We start from the raw sequence: 19,573 nt of genomic DNA, 5'->3' as shown, positions 1-19,573 counted from the left end.
TATTGGAGTGATTGTTATTTATTTTTTTAGTACAAAAAGTCAGCAATTTTTTGCGTATGTTTGGGCCATTTTCCCAGTCATCGCCTTTTTTTTGGTTAGTTTTTATACATTGGATTTTTTATTTTCCCCAAGCTATTTAATTATGGTGCCTGTATTTACTATTATGTTTAAAATTAACTATAAAAAAGATTATTCGTTTGTAGCGCTGCTCAAAATGAGTATCAGGCAATTTGTGATCAGTTTTTTAGCATTTATAGCTAGTAGTTCCTTTAGCTGGTCTATTATTTTAAATAGTAGTGTGACATTTTTAATTGTTTATTTATTTTATTCATCTGCGACACCGATGCGGTATCATAGTTATTTGATGATGTTTACGTTTTGTCAGTTAATCCAGGTTAAAGGAAATACATTTTTGATGCAATCTCAAGTTGTGGCCTTTTTAATTGGTCTTTTTTTATTGGCTTTAACATTAAACGCTTGGTGGCAAACAGGATTACGTCAGCTAACTAGCTTAAAGAGTAGGGGCCATGTTCGTTTTTTTAAAAGCATTCAATTAAATATGAAGCAACAAAAATTGGCAGTTATTAATTTCTGGCACGACTTACAACAGATTTTTTTTGGGATTACAAGTTTCAAACAATTTTTAGAAAGTCCTGACGAAAGGGTGCAACGATTTCGTTTAGCTATTCGTATGAGTTTCACCATTACACTGAGTTTTATTTTAATGTGGAGTGTAGGAGGCATTAAAATAATTTGGATTCCGATGAATGTTTTTCTACTCTTGCATCCAGTGAAAGCAGAAATGAACACGCGTATTAAGACACGTTTTTGGGGGACTCTTTTAGGATGTTTCCTTAGTCTGTTTGTTGTCAATTGGCTTCAATTGCCACTGACACACCTCATTGTTTCTAGTTTGATTGGCATTTTTGTTTATGCCCTAAAACCAGGAACCGTGTTACAAGTGACAATGGCAACGATTTTTGGGTTATGTTTGGCAACAATTAGTTTACGAGGGATGTACGCCGCAGAGTTGCGGGTCTCTTTTGTATTATTGGCAATTTTTGTTGTTTGCTTAATTGATTTAGGTTTATTTGTTTATCAGCGTATTTTACGTTTTTAAAAAGTGTGGCACAGAGGGTGATTTACCCGTTGTGCCACACTTTTTAATTTTCTAAATTCGTTAATTTTTCCAAGTAATGATTTTCTATTTGCGGAAAATCTATTTTTTCTGGTGCTGCATCAGGGGTTTCAACTACTTGCTTCAAGCGGTTGAGAACAATTGACCAACCAGCGATATCTTTATGGCGAGGTGTTGTAAAATTTTCTGGGAGAGATTCTGAAAAGACTAACAGGGTCTGATGAGGTGCTTGTTCTTTTAAGTCAAAATAGATGATACCAGTATCCCAAGTCACGCCCAGATATTTTTCCTCTGCATAGTCAGTGAAAGGCATTGTTTCTTCAAAATCGGGCAGAATAAACCGCCAAAACCCGTTAACACCTAATTCACCAATTTCTAATTCTGGAAACCATTGTTTTAGCTTGTCTGTCTCAGTCAGGTAGCGCCAAATCGTTTGAGGGCTGGCTGAAATTGCCCGTTCTGTACCAAAATAAATCGTCTGGTTTTCTAAGCGAAAGGTATCTTTCATTTTGTTTCTCTCCTTTATTTATTATTCATGAAGTTCTAAAGGTAGTCCATCTGGATCAAAAAAGAAGGTCATTTTTTCACCCGTAAAATCATCTACTCGTAGCGGTTCTGTTTCAATTCCTTGCTCATTTAAAAAAGCAATCACTTCTTCAATATGTTCAACTTTAAAAGCTAAATGACGTAATCCTAAAGCTTCAGGATAAGAGGGGCGAGCGGGAAATTGATCAGAAATAAAAATTTCCAATTCTTGGCTGCCTAATTTTAAATCTAATTTAATATCGTTTTTTTCGGGACGATGATTTTCGCGAAGAACTTCAAAGCCCAACTTTTCGACATAAAAATTTTTAGTTGCTTGATAATTTGAGGCATTGATTGCCACGTGATGAATTTCTTTAAAAAACATTTTTCATACTCCTTTTCGTTTTTTCCCTCTGTAGTATAGCAATAAAGAAGCAGCTAAAAAAGCGTTCTGTTTGACTCTTTAAGAAAAGACAAGGGATTTGTAAAAAAATAAAATTATTTTTTTGAAAGAAAGCGCTTGCCAAAAAAAGAATAATCAAGTATGATGTATATACAACTTAATTGTATATACAAGTTTGAGAGGAGAATGTAAAATGGGTAAGTTTCAAAGCGATGCACAGCAGTTGTTGAAAGCAGTAGGAGGCAAAGAAAATATTTCAGCTGTTTCTCATTGTGCAACTCGAATGCGTTTTGTATTAAAAGATCCAAAAAAAGCGGATGTACCTGTGATTGAAGATATTCCTTCTGTAAAAGGAACCTTTACAAATGCTGGACAGTTTCAAGTAATTATTGGGAATGAAGTCCCACAATTTTATAATGATTTTTCTGCAATTTCCGGTTTAGAAGGGGTTTCAAAAGAAGAAGGGAAAGCAGCTGCCAAAAGTAATTTGAGTCCTGTTCAACGAGTTGTTTCTGTTTTAGCTGAGATTTTTACACCATTAATTCCTGCACTTGTTATCGGGGGATTGATTTTAGGATTCCGCAATATTTTGGAAGGGGTTCCATTTGGCTTTCTTGATGGTCAAACAATCGTGGAAGTTTCTCAATTTTGGAATGGAGTCAATTCATTCTTATGGTTAATCGGCGAAGCAATTTTCCACTTCTTGCCAGTTGGGATTACGTGGAGTATTACGAAGAAAATGGGAACCACACAAATCTTGGGGATTGTCCTAGGGATTACATTAGTCTCACCACAACTTCTGAATGCTTATTCAGTTGCGACGACTAAAGCAGCAGAAATTCCTTTCTGGGATTTTGGGTTTGCTCAAGTTAACATGATTGGTTATCAAGCGCAAGTTATCCCAGCTATGTTAGCCGGCTTCTTGCTTGCCTATCTTGAAATTTTCTTTAGAAAAGTGATTCCTCAAGCAATTTCAATGATTTTTGTCCCATTGTTTGCTTTAGTACCAACAGTATTGGCTGCACATGTCATTTTAGGACCAATCGGTTGGACGATTGGTAGTTGGGTTTCTGATATTGTAAATGCAGGATTAACGTCAACATTTAATTGGTTATTTGGCGCCGTCTTTGGCTTTATGTACGCACCATTAGTCATCACTGGGTTGCATCATATGAGTAATGCGATTGATTTACAGTTGATTGCTGACTTTCAGTCAACCAACTTATGGCCAATGATTGCTCTATCAAATATTGCACAAGGTTCAGCTGTTTTAGCGGTTATCTTTATGCATCGTGGAAATAAAAAAGAAGAACAAGTTTCGATTCCAGCGATGATTTCTTGTTACCTAGGTGTGACTGAACCAGCGATGTTTGGGATCAACTTAAAATATGTTTATCCATTTGTTGCGGGCATGATTGGTTCGGCAATGGCCGGAATGTTTGCCACTTTAATGGGCGTTCGTGCGACAAGTATCGGCGTCGGTGGCTTGCCAGGAATTTTATCTATTGTGCCACAATATTACTTGCCGTTTTTAGTCGCAATGGTGATTGCGATTATCGTACCAATGGGCTTAACTTATATTTTCAGAAAGAAAGGCATCTTTAATAAAGTCGATCCAGTTGATGAAGCAACAGGGATGTTATACAGCGAAGAAGGGTAATCGCTTTTTGAAGTTAAGAAGAATTCGTAGACATTTGTCTACGAATTCTTCTTCTTTTTATAGAAACTATTGGCTTTTTTCTCTCTTTCAGTTAGACTAAAAAGGTTGAGAAAAGGAGAGCGTAAAAATGGATATTTATTTAAAAAAAGCAATTTTACACATTATTGATCGAGAAACTGGGACGCCGGTTTTCTCTGAAAAGGAACTAGATTTAACGACTGAGTATATTCGAACGTATTTAACTGCAAAAATTTCAAAACTTTCGACTGCACAAACAAAGACTGGAACATTGGCGGAAAATAGTTCCTTTGTTGATACGTTACGTGGGATTCCTAGTGATTTTGTGAAGAAAAGCCAAGAAGTTACCCAACATTGGTATGATGTTTATTCAGGAAGCGAAGATGCGCCTAGTGCTGATATTTTGTTCATTTTATATGAATTAGATACGGTGTTACATGTCGCAATGATTAAATTAAACTATAAAGAAAGTTACACGCATTACGTCGACTATGAAGAAGAATCCGTTTATAACAAACTGATTATCAATCGAGCAATTTTGTCTTCAAAATCACAAAAACCAGATGAAGGGATTACGGTTGACTTAGATACATTAGCGTTTGAATTACTAGAGAAAAGATATGAATTTTCAGGAGAAAAAATCTGGTATTTCTCTGAAAAAGTGATTGAGACGCAAGCGGCACCTTCCATGGAAGAAAATATCAAAGAAATTAAAAAGGCAGTCAAACGCATTGGAAAGAAATTTAACGAAGATGAGTTTGAACTAATGGCTTCTGTAAAAGAAGCGGTATATGATAGCATTGAGGAAACGGGAACGATTGACAATGAGCAAATTGCTGAACAAGTGTTTAAAGAAAATGTATCAGCTAAATTAGCTTACCAAGAAGAAGTGAATGAGTCGAAATTTGTCGACAAAACACCGCCAGTCAGAGAATCTCGCGAAATTTCTGAAAAGAAATTTGGCAAACAAAAGTTAAAAATGGATAACGGTATTGAATTAATTGTTCCGTTAGATGTTTACCGCAATGGCGATTTAATTGAATTTGTTAATAATCCAGATGGCACAGTGTCCATTATGCTAAAAAATATCGAAAAAATTAGTAATCAATTATAAAGAAAAAACCGTTGGTCGCTTGCCAACGGTTTTTTCTTTATTTTAATTTTTCTAAAGCTTTTTCAGGGACTTCTTTTTCTGTCACTTCATTCCAGCTGATCACGCCTTTACGGGGATTAACTTTCAATTTTAGATAGGCTTTCATACGCAAAGGTTGATCACGGGATTCGTTTAATTCCACGGTTTTTTCTTCACCGTTTTTATTAAACGCAGGTTGTTGATAGTAATAAATGGTCATTGCTTCACCAGAATTTGTTTTTTCATCTTTCTTTTCACCAGATGTTGTGATTTGTGTATAATAGGCTTCTCCACCGTAATAGTAATTATAAACGCCCCAGCTACCACCGGCTAAAATGACTATGGGAATTAATATTTTTAGTAATGTTTTCATTTTCCTCACCTCAAGGAATAGTATGCCTTTTTTTTAGGAAATTTGCCATATTTTTTTCCGTTAATTGAGTGACAATTTTGTTAGTTTCGGCACTTTCTTGAAAAATTCATCATTTTTTTAAACAAAAGACAACGTTTGTCGCTCCCTTTTTTTCACTATCATGCTACAATAAAGAAAAAAAGATGGAGGTAGAGGACAATGATGCCCTTTTATTTTGGAATCGATCCAACCTATATATTGGTAATTATCGGAATTGCGATTTCTGGTGCGGCCTCCGCATATGTTAACAGTACCTTTCGTAAATATGATCAAGTACGAAGCAGTAAACATGTTACAGGCACGCAGGCAGCACAATATATTTTACAAAAAGAACAAATTAATGATGTTGGAGTTCAGCAAATTGCGGGTGATTTAACCGACAATTATAATTCTGGAAACAAAATGTTGAGCTTATCCGAAGCCACTGCTCAATCGACATCGGTCGCGGCTATTGGCGTGGCGGCTCATGAATGCGGACATGCGGTACAAGATCATACGAACTATGTGCCTTTACGTCTTCGTGCAGCTATTGTTCCAGTTGCCAACATCGGTTCAACCATTTCCTTTCCACTAATTTTGCTTGGTGTTTTATTTAGTTGGAATCAAACATTAATCAACATTGGAATTTTGGCTTTTTCATTAGCCTTGATTTTTCAATTGGTGACTTTACCGGTGGAGTTTAATGCGTCTAGACGTGCATTAAGTATTCTTTCTGAAGGTGGGTTATTAACAGAAGAAGAAGTCCCAATGGCCAGAAAAGTTCTTTTTGCAGCTGCACTTACCTACGTAGCAGCGGCGCTTTCGACCTTTTTACAACTTTTACGTTTGGTTATTTTATTTGGTGGCAATAACCGACGAGACTAAGTGCTAGTAAAGGTCTTTCTATTACGCATAAAAGTAATAATATGTTATGATTAAAGTAGAAAATAACAGAGGAGCTGAAGGAAATGAAAGCATCAACAAAAATTGGTATCGGTTTAAGCATTGCTGCAGTTGCAAGTGTCTCTGTTGCAGTCATCGCTTCTGAAAAAATTATTAAGAAGGTATCTCATGTTTCCAATCGTTATAAAGTTAAAAAGTTTGTAGACGATAAATTTGATGGAAACCAAAAATTATTATCGATTGTCGATGATTTATCCGATGATGAATTAGATTCTGTTTTAAATGTTGTGGATCGTGTGAAAGATGGCGGTTCAAAATTAGCTGAATATGGCGAAAAAGTTAAAGACAATACAGATTCTTTAAAAGAACGCTTTTTCACATTTATTGAAGATGCAATGAAGTAAAAAAGATGGCCTAGGCCATCTTTTTTTTATAAAAATAATTCTTTTGTTTCAACATAATAGCCTCTGCCACCAACTAGAACTTGATCAATTGTCTTTTGGGATGTAGTGTTCAAACGCACTAAGACTTCTGAAGGAGCGTTTAAGGTATAACCTTGGGCAAAGGTGTAATTGGTTTTTTGTAAAATTTGGTGATGGTGCAGATAACAAGCTAACGCACCATTTGATGTACCAGTAGCGGCTTCTTCATCGATATCATAAAGGGGTGCAAAATTCCTACAAATGATATTTTCTTCAGACAAAGCAAAAAGATGCATCCCAATAACTCCATACTTTTGACTAAGTAACTTAATTTTTTCAAAGTTTGGTTGTAAATCCTGTAATAATTGCGCATTTTTAATGGGAACCAAAATATCTTTTAGGCCCGTTGACACAATCTGGATAGGAAAAGCAGTTGCCACTGCGTTTAAATCAAAGCAGCCGCTCAATTCTTCTAAAGTGAGCGTATCATAAAAAGTTGGGACAGTTTGTTCCATAAATAGTTGTTCACCGTTAGCCGTGATTGCGAGCAAACCGCTGTTCGTTTCGATTGTATATGCTGTTTGCAATAATTTATTTAAGTGCTTCATAATGGTGAAAGCGCCAATTGTCGCGTGGCCACATAAGTCGACTTCTTCTTTTGGTGTAAAATATTCAAGGCGGAAATCAGCAATCTTTGAGTCTGAAATAAAAGCAGTTTCTGCAAATCCTAGTTCTTTGGCGATGGCCATTTTTTGGGTTCTCGTTAAGGGCTGTGTCATAAAAACAACGCCTGCTTTGTTGCCACCTTCGTGGTTTTTACTAAATGCACTAGCGACATATGCGGTAATTTTCATTGGAACGCCTACTTTCTAATTGGGAATAAAAAACATACGAGTAAAAAATGGACGTACTACTTTCTTAATAACAAATAACAAAAGATTAAATCATCCATTTTTTTTAAAGATAAGCCAGTTTGTTCAAAAAACTTTTCCAACCGATAGTGTAAAGTATTTCGATGCATAAATAAATCTTTTGCAGTGGAGCTGATATTGCCTTGATTTTTCCATAAAGCGCTGATGATTGGCTGAATATCGGTGTCTTTATTTAATAAACGACGATAATACTCAACAAGTACATTTTGGCTCATGGCTTCCTTGGTAAAATAGTGGAGGGCAACATCAGTTAAACTAAAAACAGTCGTCCGACTAGAGGAATTAAGTTCTTCTGAAAAAATACGTTGTTCTTCATGGAAACAACGCCGGAGAATGTCTTCAGAGGAATAAAAATTGCCAACAAATACAGCACTAGTGCAATCAAAGTCTGTATCTAATGTTAAAAAGATCCCTTGAATTTCTTCTTGTTGAAAGGTATTTTTTGACTGTTCTTCAACTAAAATATACATATTATTACTTGGACTGAAACAATCAACTGTATCTGGAAACATCTTTGTTAAATTAAATTGCCATTCAGCTTGTAATTCTTTTGTGACATTCGTTTGAATTTGCAACATACGAAAGGTCCCTTCGGCAGGTAATTTTGCCTGTTGAAATAAGTAACTGAACCAAGGATGGTTACCAGTAATTGTTGGGTTTTCAGAAATTGGGAAAAGCGCTTCCAACAAATGCTGTTCTTTAATACTTAAGAAAGCTTTATTCACAATGAAAAATTGGTCGTCAACAGGAATTGAATAGGTGGCTTCGGAACCAATTGTTTTTGATAAATAGCCTTTGGGATAAAGCTGAGATAAATTTTCAATAATCATAGACACACCTCACTGATTTATTGTACCATGAAGCAAGACAGAAGTTTAGTGGGAAAAAGCCGAAAGGTGGAAATTAATTGGGAAAAAAAGAAACAACGTTAACACAAGAAGAAAAAGAATTTTTTATGCGAGAAGCCATTGCAGAAGCGAAAAAAGCAGAAGGTTTGGCTGAGGTGCCTATTGGAGCTGTAATTGTTCGGCAAGGGGAAATTATTGGCCGCGGGCATAATCTGAGAGAAGCACGGCAAGAAGCAACGGCGCATGCAGAAATGTATGCAATCCAAGAAGCGTGTCGCGGGATAGAAAATTGGCGTCTAGAAGAAACCCAATTATTTGTAACTTTAGAGCCTTGTCCAATGTGTAGTGGGGCGATGCTTTTGGCACGAATTCCAGAAGTTTATTATGGCGCAACTGATCCTAAAGCAGGCACTGCTGGCACATTGATGAATTTATTAGAAGATGAACGCTTCAATCATGTGGCCTATGTCGAAGCAGGCGTTTTAGAAGAAGAGTGTCGCTTATTGCTAGTTCAGTTCTTTAAAAAGTTACGGGCAAAGAAAAAAGAAGAGAAACTTTTAAAAAATCAAAAGAAAGACTAGTCAAAAGAATAAAAATACGTTATACTAGGTTTTGCCGAAAGGCTAGGACAATGGCGGGCTAGTGAATTGTGTCAGATCCGGAAGGAAGCAGCACTAAGCAAGTGCCGCCATGTGTCTGATTGAATAAGGAACGTATCAAGGCTGAGAAGCCTTTTTTATTTTATCTAAAATTAAAAAGACAGGAAAGTTGGTCGCTTTCCTGTCTTTTTTTGTGTATTCAAGATAATACAGCAGCTGCTAAAGCTTGTTGAATAGCAACAATATCTTTATCTTTTCTAAATTGAAGACTTACTGAAGGTAACTCAGCACTTGAAATCCATATCTTTAGTTCTGCATCTAGGTCGAAATGTCCACTAGTTTCAACAGAAAAGCGTGAAATAGATTTGTAGGGAATCGATTTATAATCAACTTTTTTACCTGTAATTCCTTGTTTATCGACTAAAATTAAGCGTTTATCTGTAAAGACAATTAAATCTCTTACTAAAGTGAAGGCCATATCTACTTTTTCGTTAGGGATTAAAACATCCCGTAATTCTTTTTCAGCTGTTTCATTATTATTTTGTGTTGCATTTCCTAATAATCCATCAAATAATCCCATGTTAATTCTCCAATTCTACTTTTTTGAAAAAAATTCTTTTATTTAAAAGTAAACTTATATCGTGCAAAAGAATCCGCTTTCAATTTGATTATAACGTTAAAGGTCCTTCGAATGCAATTGATTTTTTAGCATAAGAAAGTGAGGCCTAAATCGCTGCAACTTAGGCCTCACTTTCTAAATTTTAAAAGAACCTACTGAATAAAAGCAGTTTCTTCTTATTTCTTGGAGCTAAAAACTTTGGTTTCAACATTTGGTAGGACTATGCCCAATCGCCATTTCTAAAAACTGGAACAATCGTCCCGTCTTCCTTAATGCCATCAATATTCATTTTGTCAGATCCTACCATAAAGTCCACATGTGTTTGGCTACGATTTAAACCAGCTTCAGCTAATTCTTCTTCGCTCATCTCCGTGCCGCCTTGTAAGTTGAAGGCATAGGCCGAACCAAAGGCTAAATGATTAGAGGCATTTTCATCAAACAATGTATTATAAAAAATCAAACCGGATTGTGAAATTGGTGAAGGGTCTGGTACTAAAGCAACTTCTCCTAAGTGTTTGGCACCTTCATCAATAGCTAAGAGATTTTTCAATGCTTCTTCGCCTTGTTCAGCTGAGAAGTCAACAACTTTTCCATCTTTAAATGTAAATTTCATGCCCGAAATGATTGTGCCAGCATAACTTAGTGGTTTTGTACTAGAGACATAACCATCAACGCGGCGACTATCTGGGGCGGTGAAAACTTCTTCTGTTGGCATATTAGCCATGAATTCTTCTCCACGCGCGTTATAACTACCAGCGCCTTCCCATAAATGGTTTTTAGGCAAACCAATCGTTAAATCTGTCCCAGGAGCTGTGTAGTGTAAAGCAGTAAATTGTTGTTCGTTTAATTCAGCCGCTTTTTCTTGTAATTTTTTATCATGGATATCCCAAGCAATGACTGGGTTTTCTTCATAAATTCGTGTTGTTTTGAAAATTTCATTCCAAAGTGCATCAACTTGTTCTTCACTTGTTGCTAATTCTGGAAAGACTTTAGCTGCCCAACCTTCACTAGCAGCCGCTACAACAGTCCAACTTACTTTGTTGGCTTGCGTTGCTTTTCGTAGGTTGACCAATGCTTTCCCATTAGCCGCTTGGAAAGCTGCTACACGTTGTGCATCCACGCCAGCTAATGCATCAGGATTAGAAGAAACCACGCTAATTCGGCTTGCGCCTTTGGCAATCCAATCATCGGTTTGATCAATTTTATATTGAGGAACATTTTCAATACGATCAGTTGCAGCATGAGCTAAAAATTCACGTTGAATGGTTTCGTCGCTCCATTGAACAATTACTTCGGCCGCACCTAAGCGATAAGCTTCTTCCGTAATTAAGCGGGCAAGGGGCGCTTGATCAACACTGATTTGTAAAACAACCGTATGATTGTCCTGAACATTGACACCCGTTTCAGCAATTAAACGTGCATATTTCTTTAGATTTTCATTAAAATTCTCTAAGGTCATTCGTGATTCCTCCTTCATTTTGATGGGTAATGACTGCTCATATCATAACACGGAAGAGCAGGGAACTCAACGAAATAAAGCCTTTATCAACTGTTATTTTAAGTCGGGGTAAAAGTTGTCGTGCTCCCGCTCAGTGAACTTTTGTACAAAGAGTTGTTCTAATTTTGCATAATAGAAAAATCGTGTTACAATAACCATAAGCATTTATTTGGAAGCGTTGTATATGAATGAATAAAGGGGATAGGGAATTATGGCAAGAAAAAAAACCATTACGAAAGAGCAGATTTTAACAGCTGCCTATGAAGTAGTCGCCACTGAAGGATTTTCGAAGTTCACTGCACGTAATATTGCTAATAAAATGAAATGTTCCACCCAACCGATTTATTTGGAATTTAAAAACATGGATGATTTACGCGATGCTTTATTCCAAAAAATTCATAAATACTTAGCGAAAGAAGTATTTCCAGTAAAACATACCGGGAATACAATTGTTGATTTGGCTTTAAACTATATTCATTTTGCGACAAGTGAAAGTAAGTTATACCGTGCGCTTTATTTAGAAGAATATGGTGGCGGCAAAAAAATGCAAGAATTCTCTTATCACTATTTTACTGAAGCGGTAAAAGCTGATCCTGAGTATGCTAATTTAAACGATGTTCAAATTGACTCTTTACACATGGGAACATGGGTGGTCGCTACTGGTGTGGCTGCATTGATGACTTCTGGAATTATCCATCCTTCAGAAGAACAAATCATTCATTTAATGAAAGATAGTATTGAAGCAATTCTTGAACGAGATGAACCAATTGATATTGACCTATAAAAATTAAAAAAAGTGTAACCTCATGCTGATAACTTCTGTGAGGTTACAGCAAAAGACTGTTTCTTAAAAGAACGGTCTTTTTTTGTTAAGTGTATTAATGGTAGATTATTCGCAACCATGCTACAGTAAAGAAGAGAAATAGAAAGGGGCAAAAAACATGAACCGAGTGAAAGATAAGCGTTTATGGCTAAGTATTGTAGGAATTACCGGACTAGGGCTCTTGTCGGGCTTATTTTCAGTAAATGCGAGAGAATATTATCAAGCGTTGAGATTACCAAGTTTTGCTCCGCCAGGCTGGTTATTTGGACCAGTGTGGTTGGTGTTGTATATTTTTATGGGCATTACTTTTTATTTCATCTTAGTTCATCCAAATAAACAACAGAAAAAACGGATGATTACGCTATTTATTTTACAATTTATTGCGAATTTTTTCTGGACATTTTTCTTTTTTTCTTTACAAAATAATTTATTATCTGTGATTGATATCTCATTGTTATGGCTATTATTAATAGTTCAACAGTGGGACTACTTGCGTTATAAATTAATAACGCGTGGCTGGTTGATGATTCCTTATATTCTTTGGGTTACTTTTGCGGCAGCTTTAAATTACAGTATTTTATTTTTAAATTAGGAATATCAAAACACCAGAGAAAAATGGGAACTAGCCATTTTTTTCTGGTGTTTATTTTATTTATTTCAACGTAGTTATTCTGCGGCAGTTGCTAATTTTTTCGCAAATTCTTCTAAACGTTGGATGTCGTCTTCTTCAGCGGCTAAATCAACTTTAACGCTGTCGGCGCCTTTTTTTGCCCCAATTTGAGTAAAGACTGCTTCGAAGTCGTCCACCGATTTACAAAAATCATCATAAAACGTGTCTCCTGAACCACAAACGCCGAAGATTTTTCCTGATAAATCAATCTCTTGTAAGTCTTCATAAAAGTCGACAATTTCATCAGGTAAATCGCCATCGCCATACGTATATGTAGCTACTACACAGATATCGGCCTCTTCAAAATCAGCGGCATCGACTTGCGTACACTCATCAATTTCGACCTCTAATTCTAAATCTTCAAATGCTTCTGCAACAATGTCGGCAATTTCTTCTGTATTCCCAGTCATGCTTGCATACACAATTTTAGCTAACGTCATAAACTTTCTTCCCCCTCATACAATTCTGTCACTTATTATAGCAGATGCGCATTTCTTATAAAAGACTAGCGAGTGCTTTTATTAAGGTACTTTTTGAAAATTGGTGTTTGAACAATCTTTTTTGCAAAAAATGTGATAAAATAATTTGAATGAAACAAGTTTAGGAGAGATAGTATGATTACATTAAAATCACCACGAGAAATTGAAATGATGGATGAATCAGGGGAATTATTAGCGGATGTTCACCGTCATTTACGGACGTTTATTAAACCTGGCATTACAAGCTGGGATATTGAAGTATTTGTGAGAGACTTTATTGAAAGTCATGGTGGCGTGGCGGCTCAAATTGGCTATGAAGGTTACAAATATGCTACTTGTTGTAGCATCAACGACGAAATCTGCCACGGATTTCCTCGTAAAAAAGTATTAAAAGATGGCGACCTAATCAAAGTAGATATGTGTGTCGACTTAAAGGGCGCAATCTCTGATTCATGCTGGTCTTATGTCGTGGGTGAATCAACACCTGAAATTGATCGCTTGATGGAAGTAACCAAAAAAGCGCTATATCTTGGGATTGAACAAGCACAAGTAGGAAATAGAATTGGCGACATTGGTCATGCAATTCAAACGTATGTAGAAGGAGAAGGCTATGGGGTTGTTCGCGACTTTGTAGGCCACGGCATTGGCCCAACTATCCATGAAAGTCCAATGATTCCTCACTATGGTGAAGCAGGTAAAGGACTACGTTTAAAAGAGGGAATGGTTATTACCATTGAGCCAATGGTTAACACAGGAACTTGGCGCATGAAAATGGACCCAAATGGTTGGACTGCTTATACTGAAGATGGCGGTCTAAGTTGTCAATATGAACATTCATTAGCGATTACGAAAGAAGGTCCAAGAATCTTAACGTCACAAGGCGAAGAATTGACTTATTAATAAGGAGAGTGTGTGATGAAGTTTCTCGACAACATCAAAAAGAATCAATCTTTGATGCGTTTTATTGAGACAACGCAAAGTCACATGGTCACAGCCGAAATAGGCAACAGCTCAGTGGTTGTTGCCTATTATTTATTACTCTCGCTGTTTCCATTACTGATTGCGGTAGGTAATGTCTTACCTTATTTAAGAATCGACCCTAATTCTGTGTTGCCTTATATTGCAGAGGCGATTCCGAAAGATGTTTATAAGAACTTAGAACCAGCGATTCGTTCACTACTGACTCAACGTTCAGGCGGGTTGCTTTCTGTTTCCGCTTTAGCAGCATTTTGGAGTGCCAGTCAAAGTATTAATGCACTACAAAACGCGATGAATAAAGCTTTTGGTGTCGAACAAAGGAAAAATTTTATTCTCGTAAGAGTGGTCTCATTTTTAGTTATTTTGTTATTTATGGTAGCGATTGTTGGTGTAGTAGTAATTTTAGGTCTGGGTCAGTACATTATTGAATTACTGCAACCAATTTTCCATTACTCAACGTCTGTGATCGATACTTTCCAAGCGTTAAAATGGCCGTTAACGACCGTTGTTTTATTAGTGATTATGTGTTTGATTTATGCGGTCGTTCCTAATCGGAAATTATCGTTACGTTCTATTTTGCCAGGGGCTATTTTTTCGACAGTCGGTTGGATGCTATTATCACAAATTTTTGGTTTGTACGTAAAATATTTTAGTTCTAGAATCGCAAGTTATCAAATCATTGGGAGTTTTATCATCTTGATGTTATGGTTGAATTTTGCTGCCACGATTATTATTTTAGGAGCAATTGTCAACGCTGTCGTCGATGAATACTTATCTGGAGATAAAGAAAAAAAACAACCAAGTTTTGAACAACGCTTGTTTAGATGGTTTAAAAAGAAAAAATAAATGGATTTCTTTAAAAAAGTCTAAACCGTTGCCAGAACACATGTTTCAGCTTGTAAATGCTTCAGTTTACGGTATAATATACCCTGAACGAGAAGAAAGTGGGTTCGACTATGTCACTATTTATTTATGAAGTTTTGATACGTTTATTTATGACATTTATCTTATCTTTGCTATTAACACCACTTGTTAAGCTTCTAGCGTTTCGGATTGGCGCCTATGATGCACCAGGAGAGCGACGAATCAATACCAAAAATATGCCTACAGCAGGAGGACTTGCAATCTACATTGCTTTTGCTAGTTCATGTTTATTGATTTTTCGTTCGATTATCCCACAAGATTATATTTGGCCGATTATTTTGGCTGGTGGAATGGTTGTTTTGACAGGCCTCATTGATGATATTAAAGAAATTACTCCAATGAAAAAAACAATCGGTATTTTGTTAGCAGCATTAGTTATTTATTTTGTTGCTGGAATTCGGATAGATTTTGTGACGTTGCCAGTTGTTGGAATGATTGATTTGCGCTGGTTTAGTTTACCACTAACTTTATTGTGGATTTTAGCGATTACGAATGCAGTAAATTTAATTGATGGTTTGGATGGTTTAGCATCAGGCGTATCCATTATTGGATTAACCACGATTGGTATTACAGGGTATTTTTTCCTACATGCTAAAACGGTCTATATCCCAATTGTTATTTTTATTTTAGTTGCGAGCATTGCGGGATTTTTCCCATACAATTTTTATCCGGCTAAAATATTTCTAGGAGATACCGGGGCGTTATTCCTCGGGTTTATGATTGCAGTAATGTCGTTACAGGGCTTGAAAAATGCTACGTTTATTACGGTAATTACGCCAATGGTGATTTTAGGTGTGCCAATTACGGATACGGTTTATGCAATTATTCGACGGCTATTGAACAAGAAGCCCATTTCCTCAGCAGATAAAATGCATTTGCATCACCGCTTGTTATCTTTAGGTTTTACCCATAAAGGGGCGGTCATGACTATTTATGCATTAGCGTTAGTTTTTTCCTTTGTCTCTTTATTGTTCAGCTATTCAAGTACAGTAGCATCAATTTTATTAATTGTCTTTTGTTTAATTGGCTTAGAACTATTCATTGAACTAATCGGTCTAGTTGGCGAAGGACATCAACCGTTGATGTATTTGTTACGGATTTTAGGGAATCGTGAATATCGTCAGGAGCAAATGAAAAAGCGACTTGGCAAGCATTCTAAGAGAAAGTAAAGAAATCTTTAGGTTGCTTTGCGAGAGCGTAAACCTATGATATAATTCCATTAAACTTAAAAAAGTATATGTGTGAAACATATGCTTTTTTTTTAAGACGATGTTTCAGTAGTAAGGAGAAATGAGCATGCAAGAAATGGTAACAATCTCGATTGTCACTTATAATAGTCGTTACATTTTTAATGTACTAGACCAATTAAAAGCCGAACTGGGTACTGATAGTATCTATGATATTCATATCTATGACAATCATTCTGAAACAGCGTATCTTGAAAAATTAACAACATATGAACCATTTATTACTATCCATCGCGCTGAAGAAAATCAAGGGTTTGGTCATGGTCATAATCAAGTGTTATTCAATGCTTCGACAAAGTATGCAATTATTTTTAATCCCGATGTTTTGGTTACTAAAGACGTGCTTGATCGTCTATTAGACCGTATCAAAATAGATAAGAACATTGCAGTCGTTAGCCCTAAAGTGTTAAATGAAGATGGCACGACGCAATATTTAGTTCGTCAAAAATTAGATGTCTTCGATTATATGTTACGTTTTATTCCCTTTCAATTTGTAAAGAAAATTTTTGATAAACGTTTGAGCATTTATGAATGTCGCGATTTGTCGGATACAGAAACAACGGATATTAAAATGGGCTCAGGTTGTTTTATGTTGATTGATCGTGAAAAATTCGTTGAAATTGGTGGGTTCGATGAACGTTTCTTCATGTACTTTGAAGACAACGATTTATGTTTACGCTTTGGCAAAGCAGGCTATCGGATTCTCTATACGCCTTTTGAAACGGTTGTTCACATGTATGAAAAGGGCGCCCATAAAAGTCGAAAATTGTTTAAAATCTTTATGCAATCAATGGGAAAATTTTTTAACAAATGGGGCTGGAGGTTCTTTTAATGAGTCAAAGATTAGCGGTAGTCATCGTCTTATATCAAATGAAAATGGCTGATACGCCGAATTATTTGTTATTAAAAGAAGTGGTAGATCACCCCGAATTGCACTTATTTATTTATGACAACAGCCCACTTCCTCAAGAAGATGCATTATTTTTACAACAAAATGTTACTTATCGACATAATCCTGATAATCCAGGCCTAGCGACCGCTTATAATGAAGCGATTGCTTTTAGTCAAACGAATCAATGTGAATTATTGTTGCTCCTTGACCAAGACACAGAAGTGCCAGCTTCTTATTTTGATACGTTGATCATCATGCCGTTAGATCCGACTGTGGCAGTCTATGTTCCAATTGTAGAAGCAAATGGACAACAAATTTCGCCAGTTTATAGTGATCAATATGTTGGACTTAAAGGAGCAAAGCCAACAGCAGGGATAGCCAACCAACCGTTGATGGCTATCAATTCTGGTACAGTCATTACGGCAGAAACACTGCGCTGGTTGGAAGGATTTTCGGAAGAATTTCCTTTGGACTATTTAGATCATTGGTTCTTTTATCAATTGAATCAAGCCAATAAAAAGATTGAAGTCTTACCAATCCACCTAAAACAAGAATTGTCTGTTTTAGATTATCGTACAATGAGTCCTCAACGTTATCGCTCTATTATTGAAGCAGAAACGTTATTTTATCGTCGATATGATCAAGAAAAGTTTTCCCATCATCGACGCCATTTATTTTTACGCAGTAGTAAGCAATTTTTAACTGTCAAAAATCGCCAAATTTGGCGGCAAACATTGGCAGAATTTCTCAAGTTAATGAAAGGATAATCTATGATCTCAGTTTGTATTGCGACATATAATGGAGAAAAATATCTCGCGGAACAATTAGATAGTATTCTTTTACAAGTCAGTGAAGAAGATGAACTAATTATTTCAGATGATGGTTCTACTGATCATACGTTGGAAATTTTGAGGACGTATGCAGCGAATTATCCCCAAATTCAATTGTTACAAGGTCCAGGGCAAGGAGTGATTGCTAATTTTGCATTTGCGCTTACGCATACGAAAGGCGAAGTGATATTTTTAGCAGATCAAGATGATGTTTGGTTGCCAAATAAAGTAACGACGGTGACAGAATATTTTGAAGCGCACCCTGACATCCAAGTGGTTATTAGTGACTTGAAAATTGTTGATGCGGATTTAGAAGTTACCAATCCCTCTTATTTTAAGTTTCGAAAAGTCAAACCAGGATTTTGGCGAAATGCGATAAAAAGTGGCTATATTGGGGCAGGTATGGCCTTTCGTCAAGAGATGAAAAACGTCATTTTACCCATTCCGCCAGAAGTTCCTATGCATGATATGTGGATTGGCTTATTAGCTGCACGGAAAAAGCAAACGGGTCTCATTAAAGAACCATTAGTGCTTTACCGAAGACATGGAGCGAATGTCAGCCCTATTATTACCAAAACAAGTTTCCAACAAAAATTAAATTGGCGTGTGAATTTATTAAAAGCTTTACATCAGCGTTTAAAGGAACAACGCTAAACTTTTACAGATTTGTAAAATTTACGTAAAAAACATGACAAACCCTATGCTTAATGCGATAATAGGGAAGGATATTTGGTTTTATAGAAACTAAAAATAGAAGTATTTAAGGAGATTGTTCATGAAAGGAATTATTTTAGCAGGCGGAAGCGGGACACGCTTATATCCGCTAACAAAAGCAACATCAAAACAATTAATGCCAATTTACGACAAACCAATGATTTATTACCCAATGTCAACGTTAATGTTGGCGGGAATTAATGAAATTTTGATTATCTCTACACCAGAAGATACACCACGTTTTGAAAGCTTATTCGGCGATGGCCATGATTTAGGCATTCATATCGAATACGCGGTACAAGAAAGCCCAGATGGTTTGGCGCAAGCATTTATTATTGGTGAAGAATTTATTGGTGATGACAGTGTCTGCTTAGTTTTAGGGGACAATATTTATTATGGTGGCGGCTTATCAAAAATGTTGCAACGAGCGGCTTCTAAAGAATCAGGGGCAACAGTCTTTGGTTACCATGTAAATGATCCAGAGCGTTTCGGCGTGGTAGAATTTGATGAAGAGATGCGGGCGCTTTCTATTGAAGAAAAACCAGCACAACCGAAGTCAAATTACGCAGTGACAGGTTTGTATTTTTACGACAATGAAGTGGTTGAAATTGCGAAAGGGATCAAACCGTCAGAACGTGGGGAATTAGAAATAACAGACGTTAATAAAGTCTACCTTGAAAAAAATAAACTTTCTGTTGAGGTAATGGGCCGTGGCTTTGCTTGGTTAGATACAGGCACACACGAATCCTTATTAGAAGCGTCAACATTTATTGAAACAATTGAAAAACGTCAAAATTTAAAAGTCGCTTGTTTGGAAGAAATTGCTTATCGAATGGGCTATATTACAAAAGAACAATTGGTAGAATTGGCACAACCATTGAAGAAAAATGGCTACGGCCAATACTTGCTACGTTTAGCAGCAGAATAG

23 protein-coding genes and 1 other RNA gene are annotated in these 19,573 nt (G+C 36.3%); 16 read left to right on the top strand and 8 right to left on the bottom strand.

What is annotated here, in order from left to right; translation table 11 throughout:
• Positions 1-7: 7 nt before the first annotated feature.
• Positions 8-1,120 (top strand): FUSC family protein, encoded by a 1,113-nt coding sequence (locus IGL32_RS08710; RefSeq protein ID WP_002383778.1) that lies wholly within the window; start codon positions 8-10, stop codon positions 1,118-1,120.
• Positions 1,121-1,163: 43 nt separating this feature from the next.
• Here IGL32_RS08710 and IGL32_RS08705 read toward each other — a convergent pair whose 3' ends face one another.
• Together IGL32_RS08705 and gloA2 are read right to left on the bottom strand one after the other, a co-directional pair.
• Positions 1,164-1,646: an SRPBCC family protein gene (locus IGL32_RS08705; protein WP_002356863.1), complete on the bottom strand. Its 483-nt coding sequence runs from the start codon at positions 1,644-1,646 to the stop codon at positions 1,164-1,166.
• 21 nt (positions 1,647-1,667) lie between these two features.
• Positions 1,668-2,048, bottom strand: coding sequence for an SMU1112c/YaeR family gloxylase I-like metalloprotein (gene gloA2, locus IGL32_RS08700; RefSeq protein ID WP_002356864.1), 381 nt, complete (start codon positions 2,046-2,048; stop codon positions 1,668-1,670).
• Positions 2,049-2,259: 211 nt separating this feature from the next.
• Here gloA2 and treP point away from each other — a divergent pair, with 211 nt between their 5' ends.
• Together treP and IGL32_RS08690 are read left to right on the top strand one after the other, a co-directional pair.
• Positions 2,260-3,726 (top strand): PTS system trehalose-specific EIIBC component, encoded by a 1,467-nt coding sequence (gene treP / locus IGL32_RS08695; protein ID WP_002388267.1) that lies wholly within the window; start codon positions 2,260-2,262, stop codon positions 3,724-3,726.
• A 127-nt stretch (positions 3,727-3,853) separates the two neighbouring features.
• Positions 3,854-4,858, top strand: a complete 1,005-nt coding sequence (locus IGL32_RS08690) for a nucleoid-associated protein (protein ID WP_002356866.1) — start codon at positions 3,854-3,856, stop codon at positions 4,856-4,858.
• Between the two features lie 37 nt (positions 4,859-4,895).
• On the opposite strand, the gene IGL32_RS08685 is transcribed toward IGL32_RS08690, so the two are convergent.
• On the bottom strand, positions 4,896-5,249 hold the full coding sequence (locus IGL32_RS08685) for a YxeA family protein (protein ID WP_002387247.1): 354 nt from the start codon (positions 5,247-5,249) through the stop codon (positions 4,896-4,898).
• Positions 5,250-5,447: 198 nt separating this feature from the next.
• Between IGL32_RS08685 and IGL32_RS08680 the strand changes: the two genes are divergently transcribed.
• Together IGL32_RS08680 and IGL32_RS08675 are read left to right on the top strand one after the other, a co-directional pair.
• Positions 5,448-6,152: a zinc metallopeptidase gene (locus tag IGL32_RS08680; RefSeq protein WP_002383773.1), complete on the top strand. Its 705-nt coding sequence runs from the start codon at positions 5,448-5,450 to the stop codon at positions 6,150-6,152.
• Between the two features lie 83 nt (positions 6,153-6,235).
• A complete protein-coding gene (locus IGL32_RS08675; RefSeq protein WP_002356871.1) occupies positions 6,236-6,574 on the top strand; it encodes a hypothetical protein in 339 nt (112 codons plus the stop codon).
• 26 nt (positions 6,575-6,600) lie between these two features.
• On the opposite strand, the gene IGL32_RS08670 is transcribed toward IGL32_RS08675, so the two are convergent.
• Both IGL32_RS08670 and IGL32_RS08665 read right to left on the bottom strand, forming a co-directional pair.
• Entirely contained in the window at positions 6,601-7,446 is an 846-nt protein-coding gene (locus IGL32_RS08670; RefSeq protein ID WP_002372093.1) for a PhzF family phenazine biosynthesis protein, read from the bottom strand.
• Between the two features lie 56 nt (positions 7,447-7,502).
• Entirely contained in the window at positions 7,503-8,354 is an 852-nt protein-coding gene (locus IGL32_RS08665; RefSeq protein WP_002383772.1) for a PucR family transcriptional regulator, read from the bottom strand.
• Between the two features lie 77 nt (positions 8,355-8,431).
• On the opposite strand from IGL32_RS08665, the gene tadA reads away from it, so the two are divergent.
• Positions 8,432-8,953, top strand: a complete 522-nt coding sequence (tadA, locus tag IGL32_RS08660; protein ID WP_002362126.1) for a tRNA adenosine(34) deaminase TadA — start codon at positions 8,432-8,434, stop codon at positions 8,951-8,953.
• A 39-nt stretch (positions 8,954-8,992) separates the two neighbouring features.
• An RNA gene (gene ffs, locus IGL32_RS08655) (signal recognition particle sRNA small type) lies at positions 8,993-9,079 on the top strand.
• Positions 9,080-9,170: 91 nt separating this feature from the next.
• On the opposite strand, the gene IGL32_RS08650 is transcribed toward ffs, so the two are convergent.
• Both IGL32_RS08650 and IGL32_RS08645 read right to left on the bottom strand, forming a co-directional pair.
• On the bottom strand, positions 9,171-9,551 hold the full coding sequence (locus tag IGL32_RS08650; protein WP_002356881.1) for a PH domain-containing protein: 381 nt from the start codon (positions 9,549-9,551) through the stop codon (positions 9,171-9,173).
• Between the two features lie 259 nt (positions 9,552-9,810).
• Positions 9,811-11,049, bottom strand: a complete 1,239-nt coding sequence (locus tag IGL32_RS08645) for an aminopeptidase (protein ID WP_002362125.1) — start codon at positions 11,047-11,049, stop codon at positions 9,811-9,813.
• A gap of 250 nt (positions 11,050-11,299) precedes the next feature.
• On the opposite strand from IGL32_RS08645, the gene IGL32_RS08640 reads away from it, so the two are divergent.
• On the top strand, positions 11,300-11,872 hold the full coding sequence (locus tag IGL32_RS08640) for a TetR/AcrR family transcriptional regulator (protein WP_002356883.1): 573 nt from the start codon (positions 11,300-11,302) through the stop codon (positions 11,870-11,872).
• Between the two features lie 157 nt (positions 11,873-12,029).
• Positions 12,030-12,503, top strand: a complete 474-nt coding sequence (locus IGL32_RS08635; RefSeq protein ID WP_002356884.1) for a TspO/MBR family protein — start codon at positions 12,030-12,032, stop codon at positions 12,501-12,503.
• A gap of 74 nt (positions 12,504-12,577) precedes the next feature.
• On the opposite strand, the gene IGL32_RS08630 is transcribed toward IGL32_RS08635, so the two are convergent.
• On the bottom strand, positions 12,578-13,021 hold the full coding sequence (locus IGL32_RS08630; protein ID WP_002356885.1) for a flavodoxin: 444 nt from the start codon (positions 13,019-13,021) through the stop codon (positions 12,578-12,580).
• A 174-nt stretch (positions 13,022-13,195) separates the two neighbouring features.
• Here IGL32_RS08630 and map point away from each other — a divergent pair, with 174 nt between their 5' ends.
• From map to rfbA, 7 genes are all read left to right on the top strand, one after another.
• Complete coding sequence (gene map / locus IGL32_RS08625; RefSeq protein ID WP_002356886.1) at positions 13,196-13,960, top strand: type I methionyl aminopeptidase; 765 nt, start codon at positions 13,196-13,198, stop codon at positions 13,958-13,960.
• A 15-nt stretch (positions 13,961-13,975) separates the two neighbouring features.
• Positions 13,976-14,884 carry a YihY/virulence factor BrkB family protein gene (locus IGL32_RS08620; RefSeq protein ID WP_002383768.1) on the top strand — a complete coding sequence of 303 codons (909 nt, stop codon included), beginning with the start codon at positions 13,976-13,978 and terminating at the stop codon, positions 14,882-14,884.
• Between the two features lie 110 nt (positions 14,885-14,994).
• On the top strand, positions 14,995-16,131 hold the full coding sequence (locus tag IGL32_RS08615; protein WP_002366956.1) for an MraY family glycosyltransferase: 1,137 nt from the start codon (positions 14,995-14,997) through the stop codon (positions 16,129-16,131).
• Positions 16,132-16,252: 121 nt separating this feature from the next.
• Complete coding sequence (locus IGL32_RS08610) at positions 16,253-17,041, top strand: glycosyltransferase family 2 protein (protein ID WP_002359892.1); 789 nt, start codon at positions 16,253-16,255, stop codon at positions 17,039-17,041.
• A complete protein-coding gene (locus IGL32_RS08605; RefSeq protein WP_002370382.1) occupies positions 17,041-17,868 on the top strand; it encodes a glycosyltransferase in 828 nt (275 codons plus the stop codon). Before IGL32_RS08610 ends, IGL32_RS08605 begins: the two co-directional genes overlap by 1 nt.
• Positions 17,869-17,871: 3 nt before the next feature.
• Positions 17,872-18,585, top strand: a complete 714-nt coding sequence (locus IGL32_RS08600) for a glycosyltransferase family 2 protein (RefSeq protein WP_010825380.1) — start codon at positions 17,872-17,874, stop codon at positions 18,583-18,585.
• Between the two features lie 121 nt (positions 18,586-18,706).
• Complete coding sequence (gene rfbA, locus IGL32_RS08595; RefSeq protein WP_002364387.1) at positions 18,707-19,573, top strand: glucose-1-phosphate thymidylyltransferase RfbA; 867 nt, start codon at positions 18,707-18,709, stop codon at positions 19,571-19,573.

The sequence above is a fragment of the Enterococcus sp. AZ035 genome (assembly GCF_050548325.1).
In the GTDB taxonomy this organism is placed as follows: Bacteria; Bacillota; Bacilli; order Lactobacillales; family Enterococcaceae; genus Enterococcus; species Enterococcus faecalis.
Note: the sequence above shows the minus strand (reverse complement) of the source record. Positions and strands in the feature narration are given on the sequence as shown.